Origin of the sequence: Halorussus sp. MSC15.2 (assembly GCF_010747475.1) — an archaeon.
Classification (GTDB): Archaea; Halobacteriota; Halobacteria; order Halobacteriales; family Haladaptataceae; genus Halorussus.
In genome coordinates, this window is the sequence record NZ_VSLZ01000007.1 from 1 (window position 1) to 16,958 (window position 16,958).

Below are 16,958 nucleotides of genomic sequence, written 5' to 3' on the forward strand. Positions count from 1 at the left end.
CCACGCGGTCGCCCTCCGAGCGCGCGAACCGCCGGACCGCCCGGTTGGCGTCCCGCGCGCTCTCCTTGACGGCGACGGTGAACGGGTCGGAGTCGAAGGTCATTACGGGGGTGGTCTCGGGCGCGGTATTTGTATCTGAAGATGCTGACCGAAGGAGTCGGAGCGACGTATCGCCCCGCCCGAATACACCGGACGAACTCTGTCTAAACCCGTTGTTTACTCCTGCTCGTTGGGGTTGAAGAGATAATAGACTGCGGCCAGCGAGAGACCCATCGCGACTGCCTGAAGCGTCACTAACTCACCGCCGAACAGCGCGCCGACGATACCCGCCGCCGTAGCAGCCACGAAACCAGCGAGCGCAGCGTACTCGACGCGGGATAGGTTCCGCGTCCACTCGTCGAGGCGACGGTACAACTGCTTCGTTTTGCTCATGTTTCATGTTTCCACGACCGACACAACAGTGTTTCCACTGGGAGACACCCCTCGCGGGGTGGGCGCGACACGGCGTCACCGGCGGACGCGGTCTGTCGTCCGGTGTTTCATCACCGTTTTACCGCGTTTCGGGCCGCCGTCCGCGGCCCTCCGCTGCCGAAACGGTGCCGCTCAGAACGGGTAGTCGCGCTTCTCGGTCTGGGTCGAAATCCACTTCGTCTGGGTGAGTTCGTGGAGAATCGCGTCGCCGTCGTACCGGCCGATGCCCGACGCCTTCATGCCGCCGAACGGGACCGACGGCTCCTCGTTGACGGGTTGGTCGTTGACGTGGACCATCCCGGCCTCGATTCGGTCCGCGAGTTCGCGTCCGCGGTCGAGGTCCCCCGCGTGAATCGCGGCAGCGAGACCGTGTTCGGTGTCGTTCGCCATCTCGACGGCCTCCTCCTCGTCGGAGAAGGGAATCACCGGCGCGACCGGGCCGAAGTGTTCGTTGCAGGCCGCGGCCATGTCGTTGGTCGCGTCCGAGAGGACCGTCGGTTCGACGTAGAGGTCCTCGTGACCGCCGCCGGTTTCGAGCGTCGCGCCCTGCTCGACCGTCTCCTCGACGTACGCCAGAATCTGGTCGCGCTGGTCCTCGTCGATGACCGGGCCGACCACGTTCTCGCGCTCGCGGGGGTCGCCGATAGGGAGACTCCCGGCGCGCTCGGCCAGTTGCTCGACGTACTCGTCGTACAGCGATTCGTGAACGAGATGGCGGTTGATGGAGATGCAGATTTGGCCCTGATGCAGGAACGACCCGAACACCGCCGAATCGACCGCGGCGTCCACGTCGGCGTCCGCGGTGACGACGTAGGGGTTGTTCCCGCCGAGTTCCATCGCCGGGAGCGCGAGGTTCTCCGCGGCCTGCGCGGCGACCCGCCTGCCGACCTCGGTCGAACCGGTGAACGCCATCACGTCGAGTTCCGGGTGGGAGGCCATCCGGTCGCCGACGTCGGACCCGCGGCCGGTCACGACGTTCAGGAGACCGTCGGGGAGTCCGGCCTCCTCGAAGATGCGCGCGAGCAGGAGACCGCCCGTCACTGGCGTCGAGGAGGCGGGCTTGAGGACCACGGCGTTGCCGGTGGCCAGCGCGGGCGCGACCGCCCGCATCGAGAGGTTGAACGGGAAGTTCCACGGCGAGATGACCCCGACCACGCCCTCGGGGACGCGCTCGATTTCGTTCTGCTTGCCGGGAATCATCGAGTCGGAGGTTTCGGTCTCCATCCGCCCGGCCAGCCCCGTCGCGTGGTGGCACATCCCCTGCGCCGTCTGCCACTCCGCGAACGCCTTGGCGTTGGCGCTGCCCGATTCGACGGCCAGCGCCTCCAGAATGTCGTCGCGCCGGTCGTCCAGAATGCCGATGGCGTCCTCAATTACCGACGCGCGCTCCTCGGCCGACCGCTCGCTCCACGCCGCCTGCGCGGCCGCGGCCGCCTCGTAGGCCCGGTCCACGTCGTCTTCGGTGGCAGCCGGAACCTCGGTCACTCGCTCGCGGGTCGCCGGGTTCTCGACCGCGATGGTCTCGTCGCGACTCGCAGCGACCCACTCGCCGTCCACGTACAGCGCGTTCCAATCACCGTCGAGAGTAAATTCTCTGTCGGTCACGTCCTGCTGTTGGAGTTCCAACGTGAAAATACGGTCGGACGACGACCGGGAGCAAGGTCGAGACGTTTATCACGGCGGTAGGAAGGGAACGAGAACCACCCAAAGATACTCGGCGCTCGCGAGAGACGTGTCATCCGAACCATGAAAAAAGTTCTCGCGAGCGTCGGTATCGGCAACGCCAGCGTCGATACCGTCCTGCCCTCTGCGACCGTCACGCCCGGCGAAACCATCGACGCGGAAGTCCACGTCAGCGGCGGGTCCGCCGAACAGGAAGTCGGCGCGATTCGATTCGAGTTGGAGACCCAGTACGCCACCGAAGAAGGGTACGACGACGCGGACATCGACCGATTCACCTTGACCGACGACCTGACCATCCCGCCGGACCACGAGGAGACGCGCTCGGTCTCCATCGACGTCCCCTACGGAACGCCCGTGACGCTGGGCAACGTGGACGTGTGGGTCGAGACCGAACTCGACATCGACTGGGCGGTGGACCCCGAGGACAAGGACTACCTCGACGTGACGCCGACTCCGCGCCTGCAAGCGGTCTTCGACGCGATGGAGGACCTCGGCTTCTCGTTCCGGTCGGCCGAGTGCGAGGCCGACCCCTACGACCGGTACGGGTCCGGCAACCGGTTCGTACAGGAGTTCGAGTTCCGGCCGCAGTCGGGTCCCTTCCGCGGCGAGTTGGACGAGGTGGAACTCGTCGCCCGAGAGAACGCCGACGAACTCACGCTGTTCGTGGAGATAGACCGCCGCGGCGGTCTCCTGAGCGAGATGGCCGAGACCGACGAGTCGAAGACGAGTCTGACGGTTCGGGACCCGGACCCGGCGACGGTTCGTGACGACTTGGAGCGCGCGCTGAACCAGTACGCCTGAGTCGGAGTCGGGCGCTCACCCCTGACCGCTCTCCTTTCGCCGACTCTCCGACGACGTTCGGTCCACCCACTGCCAAACCCTTACCTCGGCCCGCCGACAACCGACACCCTATGAAGCAGTTCCCGGCCGTTCCTCGCGCCGACGACGCCCCCTCGGACCTCCTCGACTCGGGCCACCTCTGGATTCAGGAGCGGGTGGACGGGGCGCACCTCCGGTTCAGACTCCGCGAGTCGGGTCTCATCGAGTTCGGCGACCGGCGTCGGACCTACGACGCCCACGAGATTCCGCTCGGATACCGCCGCGCGGTCCGGCACGTCCGCGAGTCGTTCGACCGCGAGGCGCTCCGGGCGACGCGCGACGACCCCTCCTCGGTCGTCTTCTTCGGCGAGGCGACGGTGCGCCGCGCCATCGACTACGACTGGGACCGGACGCCTCCGTTTCTGGGTTTCGACGTGTGGGACGCCGCCGAACGAGACTCGGCGGGCAATCGGTCGGGGTCAGACGACGCGGACGGCCGCTTCCTGCCGCCCGACGCGGTCGAGCGGGCGTACGACCGCCTCGGTCTCGACGCCGTGAACGCGTTCGAGAAGGAGGTCCGGGCCGCGGACTTCGACCCCGATAGCTACGAGGTGCCCGACTCGGCGTGGTACGACGGTCCCGCCGCGGGCGTCGTGGTCCGGAACAAGACCGGCCAGCGCGCGGTGATTCCGCACCCGGACGTTCGGGGGAGCGACGACGGGCCGTCCGCAGACGACCCGAGTCCGACCGAGGCGTCCGCCGACGAACTCGCCGCGGCGTACGCGACCGACCAGCGAATCCAGAGCGTCGTCGGCGAACTCGAAGCCAGCGAGCGTCCGGTCACGTTCGACGCCGTCTTCGACCGACTCGTCGAGGACATCGCGCGCGAGGAGTACGCCGACCTCTTCGACGGCGACCGGTCGGTCGATGCGTCGGCGTTCCGCTCGGCGGTGGCGGCGCGGACGCAGGCGCGCCTCGACGCAGAGTAGTCGGCGGTCGGCGACTCAGAACCCGAGCGTCCGCCGGAGGCGCGTCACGAGACCGCTGTCGGACGTGGGGAGTTCGCGGGCCAGCGCGTCGAGTTCGTCGTCGCCGAACCGGTCGTCGCCGCGGGCCTCGCGCAACCACCCCTCCCACTCGCTCTCGGTCAGGGTCCCCCGCGACTCGGGACCCCACTGTTCGACCAGCGCCTCGCGCTCCCGGAACGGGATGTCCATCTCGCCGCCGCCCCAGTGGAGCGGCGAGAGCCAGAACTCGTACTTGGCGTCCTCGTTCGGGGACTCGTCGTCGCCCGGGAACACGACGCGGTAGGGGTAGTCGTTGTAGAGGAACACGTCGTCTGACGTGACGGTGTCGCCGTTTGGGAGTTCGAGGGTGCGCGTCATCAGTTAGACGATAGTTGGACCGCCGGACGCTTGAGGATTTCCCGGCATCGGCTTCCGTTTCGGCCGCACGACGCGACCCGAATCGGTTCGATACTGCTGACCAACAGAAAACATATGTCTCCTAGCTTAGTGTCCTCCCGCTATGCGACGAAGGCGCTTCCTCGCCGCCCTGAGCGGAACCGTCGGTTCCGGATGGTGTGTTCTCTCCGATACGCAAGCGGACGCGGCCGCCTCGACCACGACCGGCGATGCTGTCGGCTGGGACGGTAGTGACGGCGTCGGAGGCTCCGACCGCGACGTCGTGGCCCAGCGAACAGCCGACCGGACGCTCGCGCTCTCGCCCTCCAGTTACGTCACGGACGACCGCGGAACGGTCGAACTCCAATTTGCCGCGCCAGCGACTGCCGACGGGCCTGCCGTCCTCCGGGCGACACTCACGAACGCGAACGACTTCGAGAACACCTTCCGATTGGGCGAAACGCCGCCGTTCGACCGGACCCCGCAAGCGAAACCCGAGACGACGGCCGACCGGCTACCGGTGTTCCTCGCACCGACCGCGAACCACGACCTCTGCGAGACGCCGCCGGCGTATGGACGCGCCGACGACGGTCGGTGGCTTCTCGCCCGCGAAGACGACTGGCTTCCCGAGACCGTCACGCTCGGCCCCGGCGAGACCGTCCGCGGCGAGTACGTCCTTCTCGGCCACCCGGAGAGCCGGAAACCGCCGCTCGGCCGGTACGAAATCGCCCCGGAGTTCGCGCTCGGTTTGACTGCGTGGCGGACTACGAAACAGGGTCCTCGCGGCCGCTCGGCGTTCGAGGGGACGGAGCCACCGTCGCTTCCGGTCGAGGAGGAACGCCCGGTCAACTGGTATCACGACGCTGACCGCGAGTCGGCGGTCTACCTTGAACCGTCGGCGGAGTACGTGTCCCTCCCGGCGGAACTCGAGTTCACCTTTCACAACCACTCGCGCCGCCCCCGGTCGTGTGAGTTCTACCGACTCTACCGGTGGGAGGGCGACGGCTGGCGGCTACTCGACCGAGGGTATCCGGTTCAGGCCTGCTACGGACGTTCGCCCGGCGAGCGGACGACTTTCCGCCTCCGGGCGTTTCCGGGGAAGGTCCTCGAGGGCGACGGCGGACTGCGGAGTCGCTCGATGCGACTCGACCCCGGCCGGTACGCCTTCGCGGTCGGCTACGACGAGGTCTACGCTGCGCTGTTCGAACTCGTCGGACAGATGTGCGGAATCCCTCTCGCCGAGAGGGGTCAGAGCAGGTCGCGGTTCCTGTAGTAGACCACTCCGGCGACCGGCGCGAGGACCGTCCAGACGAGGAGGACGACCGCCGCGAACGGGTAACCGGTCGCAACCGTCGAGACTCCCTCGAACGGAGTCGAGATGAGCGGGTGGCCGTCCCCGACCGGTGCGAACAGCGTCGTGAGCTTCACGTAGGCGTTGATGGGGTTGAGCCGTCCGACCCAGAAGTACCACTCGGGTAGCGGGAACTTGTCCTCGACGCCCTGCAGGAGGACGAACTGGAACGCGGGCCACCCGGCCCGGAGGACGGCGAACACGGCGATGACGACCGCGACGGCGCGGTTGGCGGTGTCGGCGTACGCCGACGCGGTGAGTCCGATGCCGACGAACAGCAGCGCGTACGGGACCGAGACGAGCGTGAGACCGACCATCCCGAGCAGCGAACCGCCCTCGAAGGTGAACGCGACGACGACGCCCGTGAGCGCGAGGCAGACCACCAGCGGGACGACAACGACCGCCGACCGCGAGAGGTACTTGCCGACGAACGCATCGTCGCGGGAGTTCGGCAGGCCCAGCAGGAAGCGGACGCTCCCCGTCTCGCGTTCGCCGACCAGCGCGGCGTAACTCCCGACGAGACAGACCAGCGGAAGCACGAACGACAGTCCGGACCCGACCGCGAGGACGGCGAGTTCCATCCCCGGGCGCACTCCGGTTCGGGGGTCCGAGAGCGCGAGCGCCCCCGCGACGGCGAGGACGGTGAACGCGACCACGACGCCCGCTATCTGCTTCGGGTTGCCGAGGAAGACGAGCGCGGCGATGGACCCGACGGTGAGGAGTCCGCCAACCCCGGCGAGCGCGGCCACGTCGGACGCCAACGCGAACAGGCCCACCGCGACCACGGTGGTGAGCGCGACGATGGCGCTCACCGCGGTGCCGGTCCGCGAGCGGTAGACGCTCGTCAGGTCGCGCCGAAACACGTCGGCTCGGCTCACGCCGTCCCCTCCGTGTACTTCGAGAACACGTCCGACAGCGAGGCGTCCCGGACCTCGAAGTCCTCGAAGACGCCCGCGTCGGCCACCGCGTTCAGCGCGCGGAGTTTCGCCGTCCCGTCGCCGTCGCAGTCGATTTCGATTCGACCGTGGCGCTCCCGGACCTCGCGGACGCCGTCGAGTCGCCGGAGGTCGGCCGCCAGCGCGTCGGGGACGGCCGACACCCGAACCGAGAGCGTCGCCCCCGCGCCGAGTTCTCGCCGGAGTTCTTCGACGCCGCCGACGGCCGCGAGCGACCCGTCGAGCAAAATGCCGATGCGGTCGGCGACGGCGTCCACCTGTTCGAGGATGTGGCTGGAGAAGAAGACGGTCGCGCCCCGGTCGGTCTCCTCGGTCACGACCTCTCGAAGGGTCCGCGCGCCGTTCGGGTCCAGTCCGGTGGAGGGTTCGTCGAGGACGAGCAGGTCGGGGTCGCCGACCAGCGCGACGGCGAGCGCCATCCGCTGGCGCATCCCCTTCGAGTAGCCCCCGGCGCGCCGGTCCGCGGCGTCCGCGAGTCCGACGCGTTCGAGGAGCGCGTCTGGGTCGTCGCCGGCGTCCTTCGTGTCGATGGCGTGCTGGACGTGTTCGCGGCCCGTGAGATTCGGATAGGCTCCGTAGCCTTCGAGCAGCAGGCCCGAGCGCTCGCGGACCGCCACGGAGTCGCGCTGGGCGTCCTGGCCGAACACCCGAATCTCGCCGCTCGTCGGTTTCGTGAAGTCGAGCATCGCGTTGATGGTCGTGGACTTGCCCGCGCCGTTCGGGCCGAGGAAGCCGAACACCTCGCCCTCCTCGACGGACAGCGAGAGACCGTCCACTGCCGTCACGTCGCCGAACAGTTTGGACAAACTATCTATCTCGATGACTGACATTCTGGTCTTGGTATCGTTGGCACAGCGGCACGGAATAAGTCTTCTTGCGACTCGGGAATCCACAGCGTCGTTACGGAACCGACCGGGGGTGGGCCTTCCCGTTCTACACTGCGCGACCAATCGGGACAGCGGTGTCCGCGAGCGCCCGCACCGCCTCACCCGCCGGAACCGCTCCCCGAGACGGGCGACTCGGGGAGCGTCGTCTGGGACGCTCGCCGTTGCCGGAAGCGCCGAAAGAGCGCGTCCGGGAGCAGTCCGACGGCGACGTTCCGCGCCCGAGTGCCGAGGGCCGACTCTATCGTGCCGACGGTTCCGAGTCTGTGGGACTCGTCGCGGATTCGGTCTGCTCTGGGCTTCCGGTCGGTCTCGTACGCCCGGAAGGCCGACGATAGCTCGCCGTGGGTGTCGATGGCGTGGGCCAACGCGAGGGCGTCTTCCACGCCCTGCGCCGCGCCCTGTCCGCCGAACGGGAGCATCGCGTGGGCCGCGTCGCCCGCGAGGACGACCGACCCGCGGTGCCACCGTTCGAGTTCCGGCACGTCGTCCAAGTCGGTGACGAAAATCGCGTCCGGGTCGAGCGACCCCACGACGCCCGGAACCGGGTCGGGGAACTCGCCGAACCGCTCGCGGAGCGTCGCGGCGGGTTCCCGCGGGTCGGACGGGTCGGACTCCAGTCGCTCGGGTGCCGTCCCGAACCAGTAGAATCGGTCGGGACCGAGGGGTGCCCCACCGGTGTAGGTGCCCTCGCCCCACACCTCCACTCCCCGCGTGCGATACCGCTCGGGGAGTTCCGCCTCGGCGATGGCCCGATAGACGATGCCCTCCATCGAGCGGGGTTCGACGTCCGGGGCGACGAACTCCCGAACCGCGGAGTCGATGCCGTCCGCGCCGACGAGAACGTCCGGACGAACCCGCGTGCCGTCCGCGAACCGGACGATGGGGCGCTCCGGGTCCGTCACTTCGGTGCAACGTTTTCCGGTCCGGACTTCGGCGTCGAGTTCGTCCAGCAGTATCCGGAGCAGGTCGGCGCGGTGTATCGAGACGAACCCGTGGCCGAACCTCTCTCGCTCGAAGCGCAGGTCGAACCGCTTCAGGACGTTCCCGGACGGAGCGCAAATCGCGCTCCCGTCGAGTGGGACTCCGGCGTCTCGGAGTCGGTCGGCGATTCCGAGTCGGTCGAACACGAGCAGTGCGTTCGTCTGGAGCAGGATTCCGGCACCGACGGGACGATACTCCGACGCCGCCTCGAAGACGGCCGGTTCGAAACCTCGCCGTTCGAGCGCGAGCGCCGTCGTCAGGCCACAGATACCGCCGCCGACGACCGCGATGTCGGGCGACTCTCGTATCTCTTCCATGTCCGTTCGTTCGGGACCGACGACGAATCGTCGTTTGCCGGTCATCCACGACCTTTGAAGTCCCTTCGGGTTTCTCTCACGGGTATGAGGTATCTCACGGTCCTCGCGCGCCCCGGAGAGGGCGGGGTGTTCCATCCGCTGGGAAAGCGACTCTCGGCGGAACCGGCGATTACTCGGGAAGCGATTCACCGCGTCGAACTCCTCGACGAGGAGACGGTGCTTTCGTTCGCCGAGGGGAGCGGCGACAGGCACCGCTACGAGGAGATTATGGACGAGTCGCCGTCGGTCACCGACTACCTCGTCTCGGGGGACGACCGCTGGATGGCGGTCAGCCAGTTCGAACCGACGGACTCGACGCGACGGATGCTCGAACGCCAACGCGAGTCCGACGTGGTGGTCGAGACGCCGATACGAGTCGAGGACGACGGGTCGCTCTGCGTGACCTGCTTGGGGAGCGAGTCGGACCTCCGGGACCTGTTCCGGGAGGTGACCGACGACCCTGCTCTCTCGTTCGAGGTGGTCGAAACCGGCGACTACGACCCCGACGAGGGTTCGTTCGCCCGACTGCTGACCACTCGCCAACAGGAGGTCCTCGAAGCGGCGGTCGAGGAAGGGTACTACAACACGCCGCGAGAATCGACCCACGAGGACGTGGCGAACGCCGTCGGCATCGCGCCGACGACTGCGGGCGAACACCTCCGTAAAATCGAGGAACGGGTGTTCGGCGCGCTGGTCCGCTGAGCGCGGACGGGACTCCCAGACCCCGACTGCCGAATCGACGGACGAAAAGGCTCGCACCGAGTAGACCCCGGTAATGAACGTCGAATTTCTCGGTGGTGCCCGCGAAATCGGGCGGAGCGCGGTCCTCGTGGACGACTCGCTCCTGCTCGACTACGGGATGGCCACCGGCAACCCGCCCTCTTTCCCGGTCGGCGACCCCGACCCTGACGCCGTGGTCGTGAGTCACGGCCACCTCGACCACGTCGGGGCGGTCCCCTCCCTGCTGTCGGGCGACGCCCGGCCGCCCGTCCACTGGACGCCCCCGACGCGGGACCTCGCGAGCGTGCTGGCCCGCGACACGCTCAAGTTGCACGGCGGGAGCTACGACTGCCCCTTCACCGAGGCCGAAATCGAGCGCCTCTCGCAGGTCTCGGAGACCCACGGCTACCGCGAGACGTTCACTGCGGCCGGATACGAGGTCACGTTCTTCGACGCGGGCCACATCCCGGGGAGCGCGCACGTACTGATAGACGACGGCGACACCCGCCTGCTCTACACCGGCGACTTTCACACCGAGGACACGCAACTCCTGTCCGGCACGACCGCGCGGCCGGAGGCCGACATCGTAATCACGGAATCGACGTACTCCAACGTGGACCACGACCCCCGCGAGACGGTCGAGGAGCGATTCGCCGAGAGCGTGCGCACGACCATCTGGGAGGGCGGCACCGTGGTCGTCCCGGCGTTCGCCATCGGTCGGACGCAAGAGATGCTGATGGTCTGCGAGGCCCACGACATCGACTGTTACGTCGATGGGATGGGCCAGAAAGTCACTCGAATCGCGCGACGGTATCCCGATTTCCTGCGCGACGGAGACGCGCTCCAACGGGCGAAATCCCACGCCCGATTCGTGACTGGACGAGACGGACAGCGCAAGCGCATCGCGGAGAAGAGTACAGCGATAGTTACCACCAGCGGGATGCTCTCGGGCGGTCCGGCGATGACGTACGTCCCCGAAATCCGCGGGAACCCGACGAACAAGATAACCTTCACCGGGTATCAGGTCGAGGGGACGCCGGGCCGCGAACTGCTCGACAGGGGCCGTGCGGAAATCGACGGCCGGGTGATGTCCGTCAGCGCGCGGACCGAGGCGTACGACTTCTCGGCGCACGCCGACCGCGAGGGTCTGCTCGACTTCCTCGACTCGTACCGCGACGCCCGGATTCTGGTGAACCACGGCGACCGGTGCGAGGCGTTCGCCGAGGAACTCCGCGAGGCGGGGTTCGACGCGACCGCCCCGGAACTCGGCGAGACCCTCGAATCGCGCTGACCCCGTCGGGCGCGGTCGGCGGACAGTCCCGCGAGAACGCGACGCCGTCCGACCCCCGACCCGGATAGAGTCGGTTCCACCTTTATGCGGCGCCGTTCGGTACGCTACCGCATGACGTTCTCAGTCTGCATCCGCAACGAGACCGACGACGGGACCGAGTTCGGCGTCGGCGTCGCGACCGACGCGCCCGCCGTCGGCGCGCTCGCACCGTGCGTCTCCCACGAGGGCGCAATCAGCACGCAGAGCTTCGTCAACGTCCGCCTCGGTCGCCGCGGCGTGGCCCTGCTCGACGACCTCGCGGTGGACGACGCGCTGGAGGGACTGCTCGCGCAGGACGACGACAGTGACCTCCGGCAGGTCCACGGCGTCGATTCGCGCGGCAACGCCTACGCCTTCTCCGGCGAGAACTGCGACGGGTGGTTCGGCCACGAGGTCCACGAGGAGGCGGGCATCACCGCGGCGGGGAACATGCTCGAAGGCGGCGAGACCCTGTCGGCGGCGGTCGACGCCCTCTCTGCGGACGGCGACGACCTCGTGGACCGACTCTTGAGCGCGCTCGCCGCGGGACGCGACGCGGGCGGCGACAAGCGCGGCCACTCCTCGGCCGCGGTCGCGGTCAAAGCCCCCCAGACCACCGCGTACCACGACCTCCGCGTGGACCACCACGAGACGCCCATCGACGAACTCCGCCGGGTGTACGAGGCCGCCGTCGAGGCCAGCGAGGGGTTCAGCGAGGAGTCGAGGTCCCGAATCTTCGACTAGCGAGTCTCACCGACTCTCGACCGCCCTCGCGGTCTCGGCCTCGATTTCTCCGGCGAAGTACGACGCGCACGACTCGATGAGTCGCTCGCCCTGTTCGAGGGTGGCCTGCTCGGGGTCGCCGAGGACGCCGTTGTCGCTCACCGCGCGAATGCCGTCTTCGAGCGGTATATCGGACACGTCGCCGACGAACCCGGTCGCGCCGTCGGTTGGTTCGACGAGTTCCGGATTCGTCTCCAGTAGGAACGCCGTCTCGGCCGCACCGGCGTGCGCGCCCGCCTCCTCCGGAGTCACGCCGAACTCGCCCATCGCGGCGGTCCGCGCCTCCATCATCCCCTCTCTGTCTCCGGCGACGAACACGTGACCGTCGAGGTCCGCGTCCAGTCGGTCGGCGACTTCGACCAGCGCGTCGGCGTTGCCGCCGTGACTGGTGAACAGCGCGATGTCGGTGAACCCGTGGTCGGTGAGGCTCTCGCAGTAGTCCCGAATCACCGCCTTGAACGTCTCCTCGGAGAGCGATATCGTCCCGGGGAAGTCCATGTGGTGGTCGGACATGCCCGGCCGGACGACCGGCGCGAGGAAGCAGTCGAGTTCGGCCGCGATTCGCCTGCCGAGTTCGCGTCCGCGGAGCGCGTCCACCGAGAGCGGGAGGTGGGGACCGTGTTGCTCGACGCTCGCCGTCGGCACGACGACCAGCGACGACTCCGCGAGTCCGTCCTCCACGTCCGGCCACGTCATCTTCGTCAGCTCGAATACCATACCTCACCCTTCGACGACACGCCCCGTAACTACCGACCCGAACTATTCCGGACGAAAACGCGAGACGACGCTTCGACGACCTGACTCGGGGGTTTCGGCGAGTCGGGGGCGTACCGACACGAGTCGGGAGGCGAAACCGGACGTCAGAACGAGTCGGTACTCTCGACGGAACCTGCGCGGAGAAGGAGTCGGCGGTCAGAACACGTCCGGTCGTCCGGGCGCGTCCGAATCGACGCGGTGGCACGTCGCGGTGTGCTCGTCTCCGGCGGCGACGGTCCGCGGGTCCTCGCGTTCGCACGGCGACGTGAACTCGTCGGCAATTCGGTCGGCCGCCCGGTCCTCGTCGCCCGCCGCGAGCGCGGCCGCGGTCTCTCGCACCGCCTCGGCCGCCTCCGGCGGTAGGTCCGCCGGGTCTCCGGGAAGCGACTGCTCGACGATTCGGGCCGCCACCTCGTCGTCCGACGTCTCGCCGTCCGCACCCAACCGCTCGCGGACCGCGTCCGGGTCTATCTCGCCCGCCAACACCCGGTTGCGGAAGGTGAAGCCGTCCTTGAACTGCTGTTGGGTCCCCGGCCAGTCGTCGGGCGGTATCACCGCCGGGCATCGCGTGTGGAACCGGCACCCGGAGGGCGGGTCGAGCGGCGACGGCACCGTCCCCTCCAGAATCACGCGGTCGGTGCGGTCGGCGGCGTCGATTCGCGGCACCGACGACAGCAGCGACTTCGTGTAGGGGTGCTGGGGGTTCTCGAACAGTTCCTCGACCGGGGCCGTCTCGACGATGCGCCCGAGGTACATCACCGCCACGCGGTCGGCGATGTGGCGCACGACGCTCAGGTTGTGGGCGATGAACACCAGCGAGAGACCGAACTCGTCCTGCAGTTCGTCGAGCAGGTTGAGAATCTGGGCCTGCACCGACACGTCCAGCGCCGACACCGGTTCGTCGGCGATGACGAGTTCGGGTTCGAGCGCCAGCGCGCGGGCGATGCCGACGCGCTGTTGCTGGCCGCCCGAGAACTGGTGGGGGTATCGGTCCACGTGGCCCGCCTTCAGTCCGACGCGTTCGAGCAGTTCCTTCGCTCGCTCGGTCCGGTCCTCGTCGTCGTCGCCGATACCGTGGACCTCCATCGGCGCTTTCACGATGTTGCCGACGGTCTGGCGCGGGTTCAGCGACGCTAGCGGGTCCTGAAATATCATCTGGAGGTCCCGCCTGTACGGTCGCATCTCCTTGGCCGACAGTCCGGCGAGGTCCTCGCCCTTGTACTCGACCGAACCCCCGGTCGGCGTGTGGAGGTTCAGGATGGTCTGTCCGAGGGTGGACTTGCCGCACCCGGACTCGCCGACGACGGCGAGCGTCTCGCCGCTCCTGACCGTCAGGTCCACGCCGTCCACGGCCTGCACCTTCCCGGCGTCCCCGACGAGTTTGTCGAGGAAGCCGTCGGCCTCCTCGAAGTACTTCTGGAGTCCCTCGACTCGCAGCAGGGGTTCGGCGTCGGTCGCTGCGTCCGTCTCGGTCCGTATCGTCTGTTCGGAACTCATAGTTGCTCCTCCGGCGGGCCGCGGCGCAGACACGCCGCCTCGTGGTCGGTCTGGTCGTCGCCGACTTCGCGGAAGTCCGGCGGGCGCTCGTAGCACTCGCGTTTCGCCTCGGGACACCGCGGCGCGAAGTGGCACGCGTACGGGACGTCGATGAGGTCCGGGACGTTGCCCTCGATTGGCTGGAGGTCGTCCCGGGGGTCGTCGAGGCGCGGCGTACTCGCCAACAGCCCCTGCGTGTAGGGGTGCTGTGGGTTCGAGAACAGTTCGTCGGCGGGCGCGCGCTCGACGATTTGGCCCGCGTACATCACGTTCACCCGGTCGCACGTCTCGGCGACGACCGCGAGGTCGTGGGTGATGAGCAGGATGGACGTCTCGAACTCCTCCTTGAGCGACCGCAACTCGTCGAGAATCTGGGCCTGAATCGTCACGTCGAGCGCGGTGGTGGGTTCGTCGGCGACCAGCAGGTCGGGTTCGCACGACAGCGCCATCGCTATCATGGCTCGCTGGCGCATCCCGCCCGAGAACTCGTGGGGGTAGTCGCTGGCCCTGCTGTCGGGTTCGGGGATGCCCACGGCTTCGAGCATCTCGATGGCCTTGCGCCACGCCTCGCTGTTCTTCGACGCGCCCAGTATCTTGCGCTTGACCTCTGCCGGCAGCGAGACGCCCTCGCCCACGTCCTGATGGAGTCGAACCGTCTCGGCTATCTGCTCGCCGACGGTCAGGGTCGGGTTGAGGCTGTTCATCGGGTCCTGAAACACCATCGAGATGGACCCGCCGCGGATGTCGGCCATCTCGGCGTCGGTCTTCTCCAAGAGCGACTCGCCGTGGAAGCGGACGTCGCCCGACATCACTTCGCCCGGTTCCTCGACGATGCCGACGATGCTGTCGGCCAGCACGCTCTTGCCGCTCCCGCTCTCCCCGACGAGACCGACGATTTCGCCGGACTCGATGGTGAGGTCCACGCCGTCCACGGCCTCGACCTCCCCGCGGGGCGTCGGAAACGCGGTGTGTAGATTCTCGACTTCGAGTAAGGTCATCGTTCTTCCACCTCTCCTTCGCTCACGTCGAAGATGTCTCGCAAGCCGTCGCCGAGCATGTTGAACGCCAGCACCGTGACCATGATGGCGAACCCGGGCATCACGCTAATCCACCACGCTTGGTCGATGAACTGGCGGCCGTCCGACAGCAGGAGCCCCCACGTCGGCGTCGTGGGCTTGACGCCGAGACCGAGGAACGACAGTCCCGCCTCGGCGAGAATCGCCAGCGGAATCATCAGCGTCCCCTGCACGATGAGCGGAGCCACCGCGTTCGGCAGTATCTCCCGGAACATGATGCGCCGGTCGGTCATCCCGATGGCGCGGGCGGCGGTGACGTACTCCTCCTCGCGGAGCGACAGCACCTCCCCCCGGACCAGTCTGGCGAAGTCGTCGATGTACGCGATACCGATGGCGATGACGACGTTCACCACCCCGAGTCCGCCGGAGATGGCGATGATGGCGACCCCGAGGATGAGTTCGGGGAACGCCCACTGGAAGTCCACGTACCGCATCAGCACGCTGTCTATCCACCCGCCGTAGTACCCGGCGAGGACGCCGATGGTCGTGCCTATCGTGAACGCCACCGCGACGGTCGCCAGCGCGACCAGCAGCGACACCCGTGCGCCGAAGATGATGCGCGAGAGGATGTCGTGACCGAACGAGTCGGTGCCGAGGACGTGGAGCACCTCCTCGGTCTGGGGGTCGCTGTCGAAGTCGCCGACGCTCTGCTCGCCGGGCGACTTCATGAAGCCGTAGGTCGCCTCCGGGTCGTGGGGCGCGACGAACGGCGCGAACACGGCGGTCACCACGAACGCGACGACGACCACCGCGCCGAACAGCGCCATCTTGTCGGCCAGCAGACCGTCCACGATGCGCTGGCCCAGCGTCTTGTGCTCCTCTATCTGTTCGTCCTGCTGGTACTCGGGCGGTACGTCGGTCGGTCCCGGTTCGGCGGGCGAGTTCGGTCCCACCCCGGGCGATTGGTCCTCCGTCACGCGTCGTCACCTCCGTAGCGAATCCGCGGGTCGATGAACGTGTACGCCACGTCCACCAGCAGATTGGTGAACACCATCACGCCCGCGACCAGCAGGATGACCGCTTGGGTCACCGGATAGTCGCGGTCGAGCATCGAGTCCACGAGCAGTCGTCCCAGCCCCTTGATGCCGAACACGAGTTCGACCGTCACGCTCCCGACCAGCACGAGCGCGAGTTGGATGCCCGCGACCGTAACGACGGGAATCAGGGCGTTCTGCAGGGCGTGTTTGAACAGCCGAACCCGGCCGTTCACCCCCTTGGCGAGAGCGGTCCGCATGTACTGCTCGTTCTGCACTTCGAGCAGCGACGACCGCATCATCCGCATCACGATGGCCGAGTACGGCAGGCCGACCGCGATAGCCGGCAGGATGATGCTCTCGAACCACGGCACGACGCCCTCGCTGATGGGCGTGTAGCCGAACACCGGCAGCAGGTCGAACCAGACCCCGAACACCAGCGCCAGCAGGATGCCCACGAAGAACGCGGGCATCGAGACGCCCATGAACGCGGTCACGGTCGCCACGTAGTCCAGCGGTTCGTTCTTGCGGACGGCGCTGACGATGCCGGTAGGCAGGGCGACGCCGAGGCCGATTACCACCGCGAGCGCCCGATAGACAGCGTCTTCGGGGCGGCCTGCGCGATGAGGGTGGTGACCTCCTGACTCGACGTGATGGACTGACCGAGGTCGAGGACGAGCATGTCGGTCATCCAATCGACGTACTGGACGTACATCGGCTGGTTCAGGCCCAGTTGGTTGCGAAGCGCCTCCACGGCCTCCGGCGTGGCCTCCTGACCGAGCATCGCCGCGACGGGGCCGCCGGGGATGAGCCGGAGTCCGACGAACACGGTCGTCGCGACTAACCACATGATGAACGCCGCGTGCAGTACCCGTTTGACGATGTATTTACGCATTT

At 67.9% G+C, this 16,958-nt stretch carries 18 protein-coding genes; 6 read left to right on the forward strand and 12 right to left on the reverse strand.

The window, feature by feature from the left end:
• Positions 1-216 precede the first annotated feature (216 nt).
• Both FXF75_RS19250 and FXF75_RS19255 read right to left on the reverse strand, forming a co-directional pair.
• Positions 217-432 (reverse strand): hypothetical protein, encoded by a 216-nt coding sequence (locus FXF75_RS19250; protein ID WP_163523629.1) that lies wholly within the window; start codon positions 430-432, stop codon positions 217-219.
• Positions 433-603: 171 nt separating this feature from the next.
• Positions 604-2,076, reverse strand: a complete 1,473-nt coding sequence (locus FXF75_RS19255; protein ID WP_163523630.1) for an aldehyde dehydrogenase family protein — start codon at positions 2,074-2,076, stop codon at positions 604-606.
• 141 nt (positions 2,077-2,217) lie between these two features.
• Between FXF75_RS19255 and FXF75_RS19260 the strand changes: the two genes are divergently transcribed.
• Positions 2,218-2,955 carry a sporulation protein gene (locus tag FXF75_RS19260; RefSeq protein ID WP_163523631.1) on the forward strand — a complete coding sequence of 246 codons (738 nt, stop codon included), beginning with the start codon at positions 2,218-2,220 and terminating at the stop codon, positions 2,953-2,955.
• A gap of 110 nt (positions 2,956-3,065) precedes the next feature.
• Complete coding sequence (locus FXF75_RS19265) at positions 3,066-3,962, forward strand: RNA ligase family protein (RefSeq protein ID WP_163523632.1); 897 nt, start codon at positions 3,066-3,068, stop codon at positions 3,960-3,962.
• A gap of 15 nt (positions 3,963-3,977) precedes the next feature.
• On the opposite strand, the gene FXF75_RS19270 is transcribed toward FXF75_RS19265, so the two are convergent.
• The gene (locus tag FXF75_RS19270; RefSeq protein ID WP_163523633.1) at positions 3,978-4,358 is read right to left on the reverse strand and encodes a hypothetical protein; all 381 of its coding nucleotides are present in this window, start codon (positions 4,356-4,358) and stop codon (positions 3,978-3,980) included.
• A 142-nt stretch (positions 4,359-4,500) separates the two neighbouring features.
• Here FXF75_RS19270 and FXF75_RS19275 point away from each other — a divergent pair, with 142 nt between their 5' ends.
• Positions 4,501-5,649 (forward strand): hypothetical protein, encoded by a 1,149-nt coding sequence (locus FXF75_RS19275; RefSeq protein ID WP_163523635.1) that lies wholly within the window; start codon positions 4,501-4,503, stop codon positions 5,647-5,649.
• Here FXF75_RS19275 and FXF75_RS19280 read toward each other — a convergent pair.
• From FXF75_RS19280 to FXF75_RS19290, 3 genes are all read right to left on the reverse strand, one after another.
• Positions 5,625-6,605: an ABC transporter permease subunit gene (locus FXF75_RS19280; RefSeq protein WP_163523637.1), complete on the reverse strand. Its 981-nt coding sequence runs from the start codon at positions 6,603-6,605 to the stop codon at positions 5,625-5,627. The genes FXF75_RS19275 and FXF75_RS19280 overlap by 25 nt on opposite strands.
• On the reverse strand, positions 6,602-7,489 hold the full coding sequence (locus FXF75_RS19285) for an ATP-binding cassette domain-containing protein (protein ID WP_375335552.1): 888 nt from the start codon (positions 7,487-7,489) through the stop codon (positions 6,602-6,604). The genes FXF75_RS19280 and FXF75_RS19285 overlap by 4 nt, the downstream gene beginning before the upstream one ends.
• 179 nt (positions 7,490-7,668) lie before the next feature.
• Positions 7,669-8,913 (reverse strand): NAD(P)/FAD-dependent oxidoreductase, encoded by a 1,245-nt coding sequence (locus tag FXF75_RS19290; RefSeq protein WP_205427901.1) that lies wholly within the window; start codon positions 8,911-8,913, stop codon positions 7,669-7,671.
• Positions 8,914-8,952: 39 nt separating this feature from the next.
• On the opposite strand from FXF75_RS19290, the gene FXF75_RS19295 reads away from it, so the two are divergent.
• The 3 genes from FXF75_RS19295 (at position 8,953) to FXF75_RS19305 (ending at position 11,680) form a co-directional block, all read left to right on the forward strand.
• Positions 8,953-9,609, forward strand: a complete 657-nt coding sequence (locus FXF75_RS19295; protein WP_163523642.1) for a helix-turn-helix domain-containing protein — start codon at positions 8,953-8,955, stop codon at positions 9,607-9,609.
• Between the two features lie 73 nt (positions 9,610-9,682).
• Positions 9,683-10,918: an MBL fold metallo-hydrolase gene (locus FXF75_RS19300; protein ID WP_163523644.1), complete on the forward strand. Its 1,236-nt coding sequence runs from the start codon at positions 9,683-9,685 to the stop codon at positions 10,916-10,918.
• A gap of 111 nt (positions 10,919-11,029) precedes the next feature.
• Positions 11,030-11,680, forward strand: coding sequence for a DUF1028 domain-containing protein (locus FXF75_RS19305; protein ID WP_163523646.1), 651 nt, complete (start codon positions 11,030-11,032; stop codon positions 11,678-11,680).
• Positions 11,681-11,686: 6 nt separating this feature from the next.
• On the opposite strand, the gene FXF75_RS19310 is transcribed toward FXF75_RS19305, so the two are convergent.
• From FXF75_RS19310 to FXF75_RS22895, 6 genes are all read right to left on the reverse strand, one after another.
• On the reverse strand, positions 11,687-12,436 hold the full coding sequence (locus FXF75_RS19310; RefSeq protein ID WP_163523648.1) for a creatininase family protein: 750 nt from the start codon (positions 12,434-12,436) through the stop codon (positions 11,687-11,689).
• Between the two features lie 195 nt (positions 12,437-12,631).
• Entirely contained in the window at positions 12,632-13,972 is a 1,341-nt protein-coding gene (locus FXF75_RS19315) for an ABC transporter ATP-binding protein (RefSeq protein ID WP_163523650.1), read from the reverse strand.
• The gene (locus FXF75_RS19320; RefSeq protein WP_163523652.1) at positions 13,969-15,009 is read right to left on the reverse strand and encodes an ABC transporter ATP-binding protein; all 1,041 of its coding nucleotides are present in this window, start codon (positions 15,007-15,009) and stop codon (positions 13,969-13,971) included. The genes FXF75_RS19315 and FXF75_RS19320 overlap by 4 nt, the downstream gene beginning before the upstream one ends.
• The gene (locus FXF75_RS19325; protein WP_163523654.1) at positions 15,006-16,004 is read right to left on the reverse strand and encodes an ABC transporter permease; all 999 of its coding nucleotides are present in this window, start codon (positions 16,002-16,004) and stop codon (positions 15,006-15,008) included. Before FXF75_RS19325 ends, FXF75_RS19320 begins: the two co-directional genes overlap by 4 nt.
• Complete coding sequence (locus FXF75_RS22890; RefSeq protein ID WP_309221867.1) at positions 16,001-16,642, reverse strand: ABC transporter permease; 642 nt, start codon at positions 16,640-16,642, stop codon at positions 16,001-16,003. Before FXF75_RS22890 ends, FXF75_RS19325 begins: the two co-directional genes overlap by 4 nt.
• On the reverse strand, positions 16,636-16,956 hold the full coding sequence (locus tag FXF75_RS22895) for an ABC transporter permease (protein ID WP_240334808.1): 321 nt from the start codon (positions 16,954-16,956) through the stop codon (positions 16,636-16,638). The genes FXF75_RS22890 and FXF75_RS22895 overlap by 7 nt, the downstream gene beginning before the upstream one ends.
• Positions 16,957-16,958 lie beyond the last annotated feature (2 nt).

What these genes read in the sequence shown, in the direction of transcription:
- FXF75_RS19320 (WP_163523652.1), bottom strand. Translation starts at nt 15,009, where the DNA reads ATGACCTTACTCGAAGTCGAGAATCTACACACCGCGTTTCCGACGCCC.
- FXF75_RS19270 (WP_163523633.1), bottom strand. Translation starts at nt 4,358, where the DNA reads ATGACGCGCACCCTCGAACTCCCAAACGGCGACACCGTCACGTCAGAC.
- FXF75_RS19310 (WP_163523648.1), bottom strand. Translation starts at nt 12,436, where the DNA reads ATGGTATTCGAGCTGACGAAGATGACGTGGCCGGACGTGGAGGACGGA.
- FXF75_RS19305 (WP_163523646.1), top strand. Translation starts at nt 11,030, where the DNA reads ATGACGTTCTCAGTCTGCATCCGCAACGAGACCGACGACGGGACCGAG.
- FXF75_RS19275 (WP_163523635.1), top strand. Translation starts at nt 4,501, where the DNA reads ATGCGACGAAGGCGCTTCCTCGCCGCCCTGAGCGGAACCGTCGGTTCC.
- FXF75_RS19265 (WP_163523632.1), top strand. Translation starts at nt 3,066, where the DNA reads ATGAAGCAGTTCCCGGCCGTTCCTCGCGCCGACGACGCCCCCTCGGAC.
- FXF75_RS19260 (WP_163523631.1), top strand. Translation starts at nt 2,218, where the DNA reads ATGAAAAAAGTTCTCGCGAGCGTCGGTATCGGCAACGCCAGCGTCGAT.
- FXF75_RS19300 (WP_163523644.1), top strand. Translation starts at nt 9,683, where the DNA reads ATGAACGTCGAATTTCTCGGTGGTGCCCGCGAAATCGGGCGGAGCGCG.
- FXF75_RS19315 (WP_163523650.1), bottom strand. Translation starts at nt 13,972, where the DNA reads ATGAGTTCCGAACAGACGATACGGACCGAGACGGACGCAGCGACCGAC.
- FXF75_RS22895 (WP_240334808.1), bottom strand. Translation starts at nt 16,956, where the DNA reads ATGCGTAAATACATCGTCAAACGGGTACTGCACGCGGCGTTCATCATG.
- FXF75_RS19250 (WP_163523629.1), bottom strand. Translation starts at nt 432, where the DNA reads ATGAGCAAAACGAAGCAGTTGTACCGTCGCCTCGACGAGTGGACGCGG.
- FXF75_RS19290 (WP_205427901.1), bottom strand. Translation starts at nt 8,913, where the DNA reads ATGACCGGCAAACGACGATTCGTCGTCGGTCCCGAACGAACGGACATG.
- FXF75_RS19295 (WP_163523642.1), top strand. Translation starts at nt 8,953, where the DNA reads ATGAGGTATCTCACGGTCCTCGCGCGCCCCGGAGAGGGCGGGGTGTTC.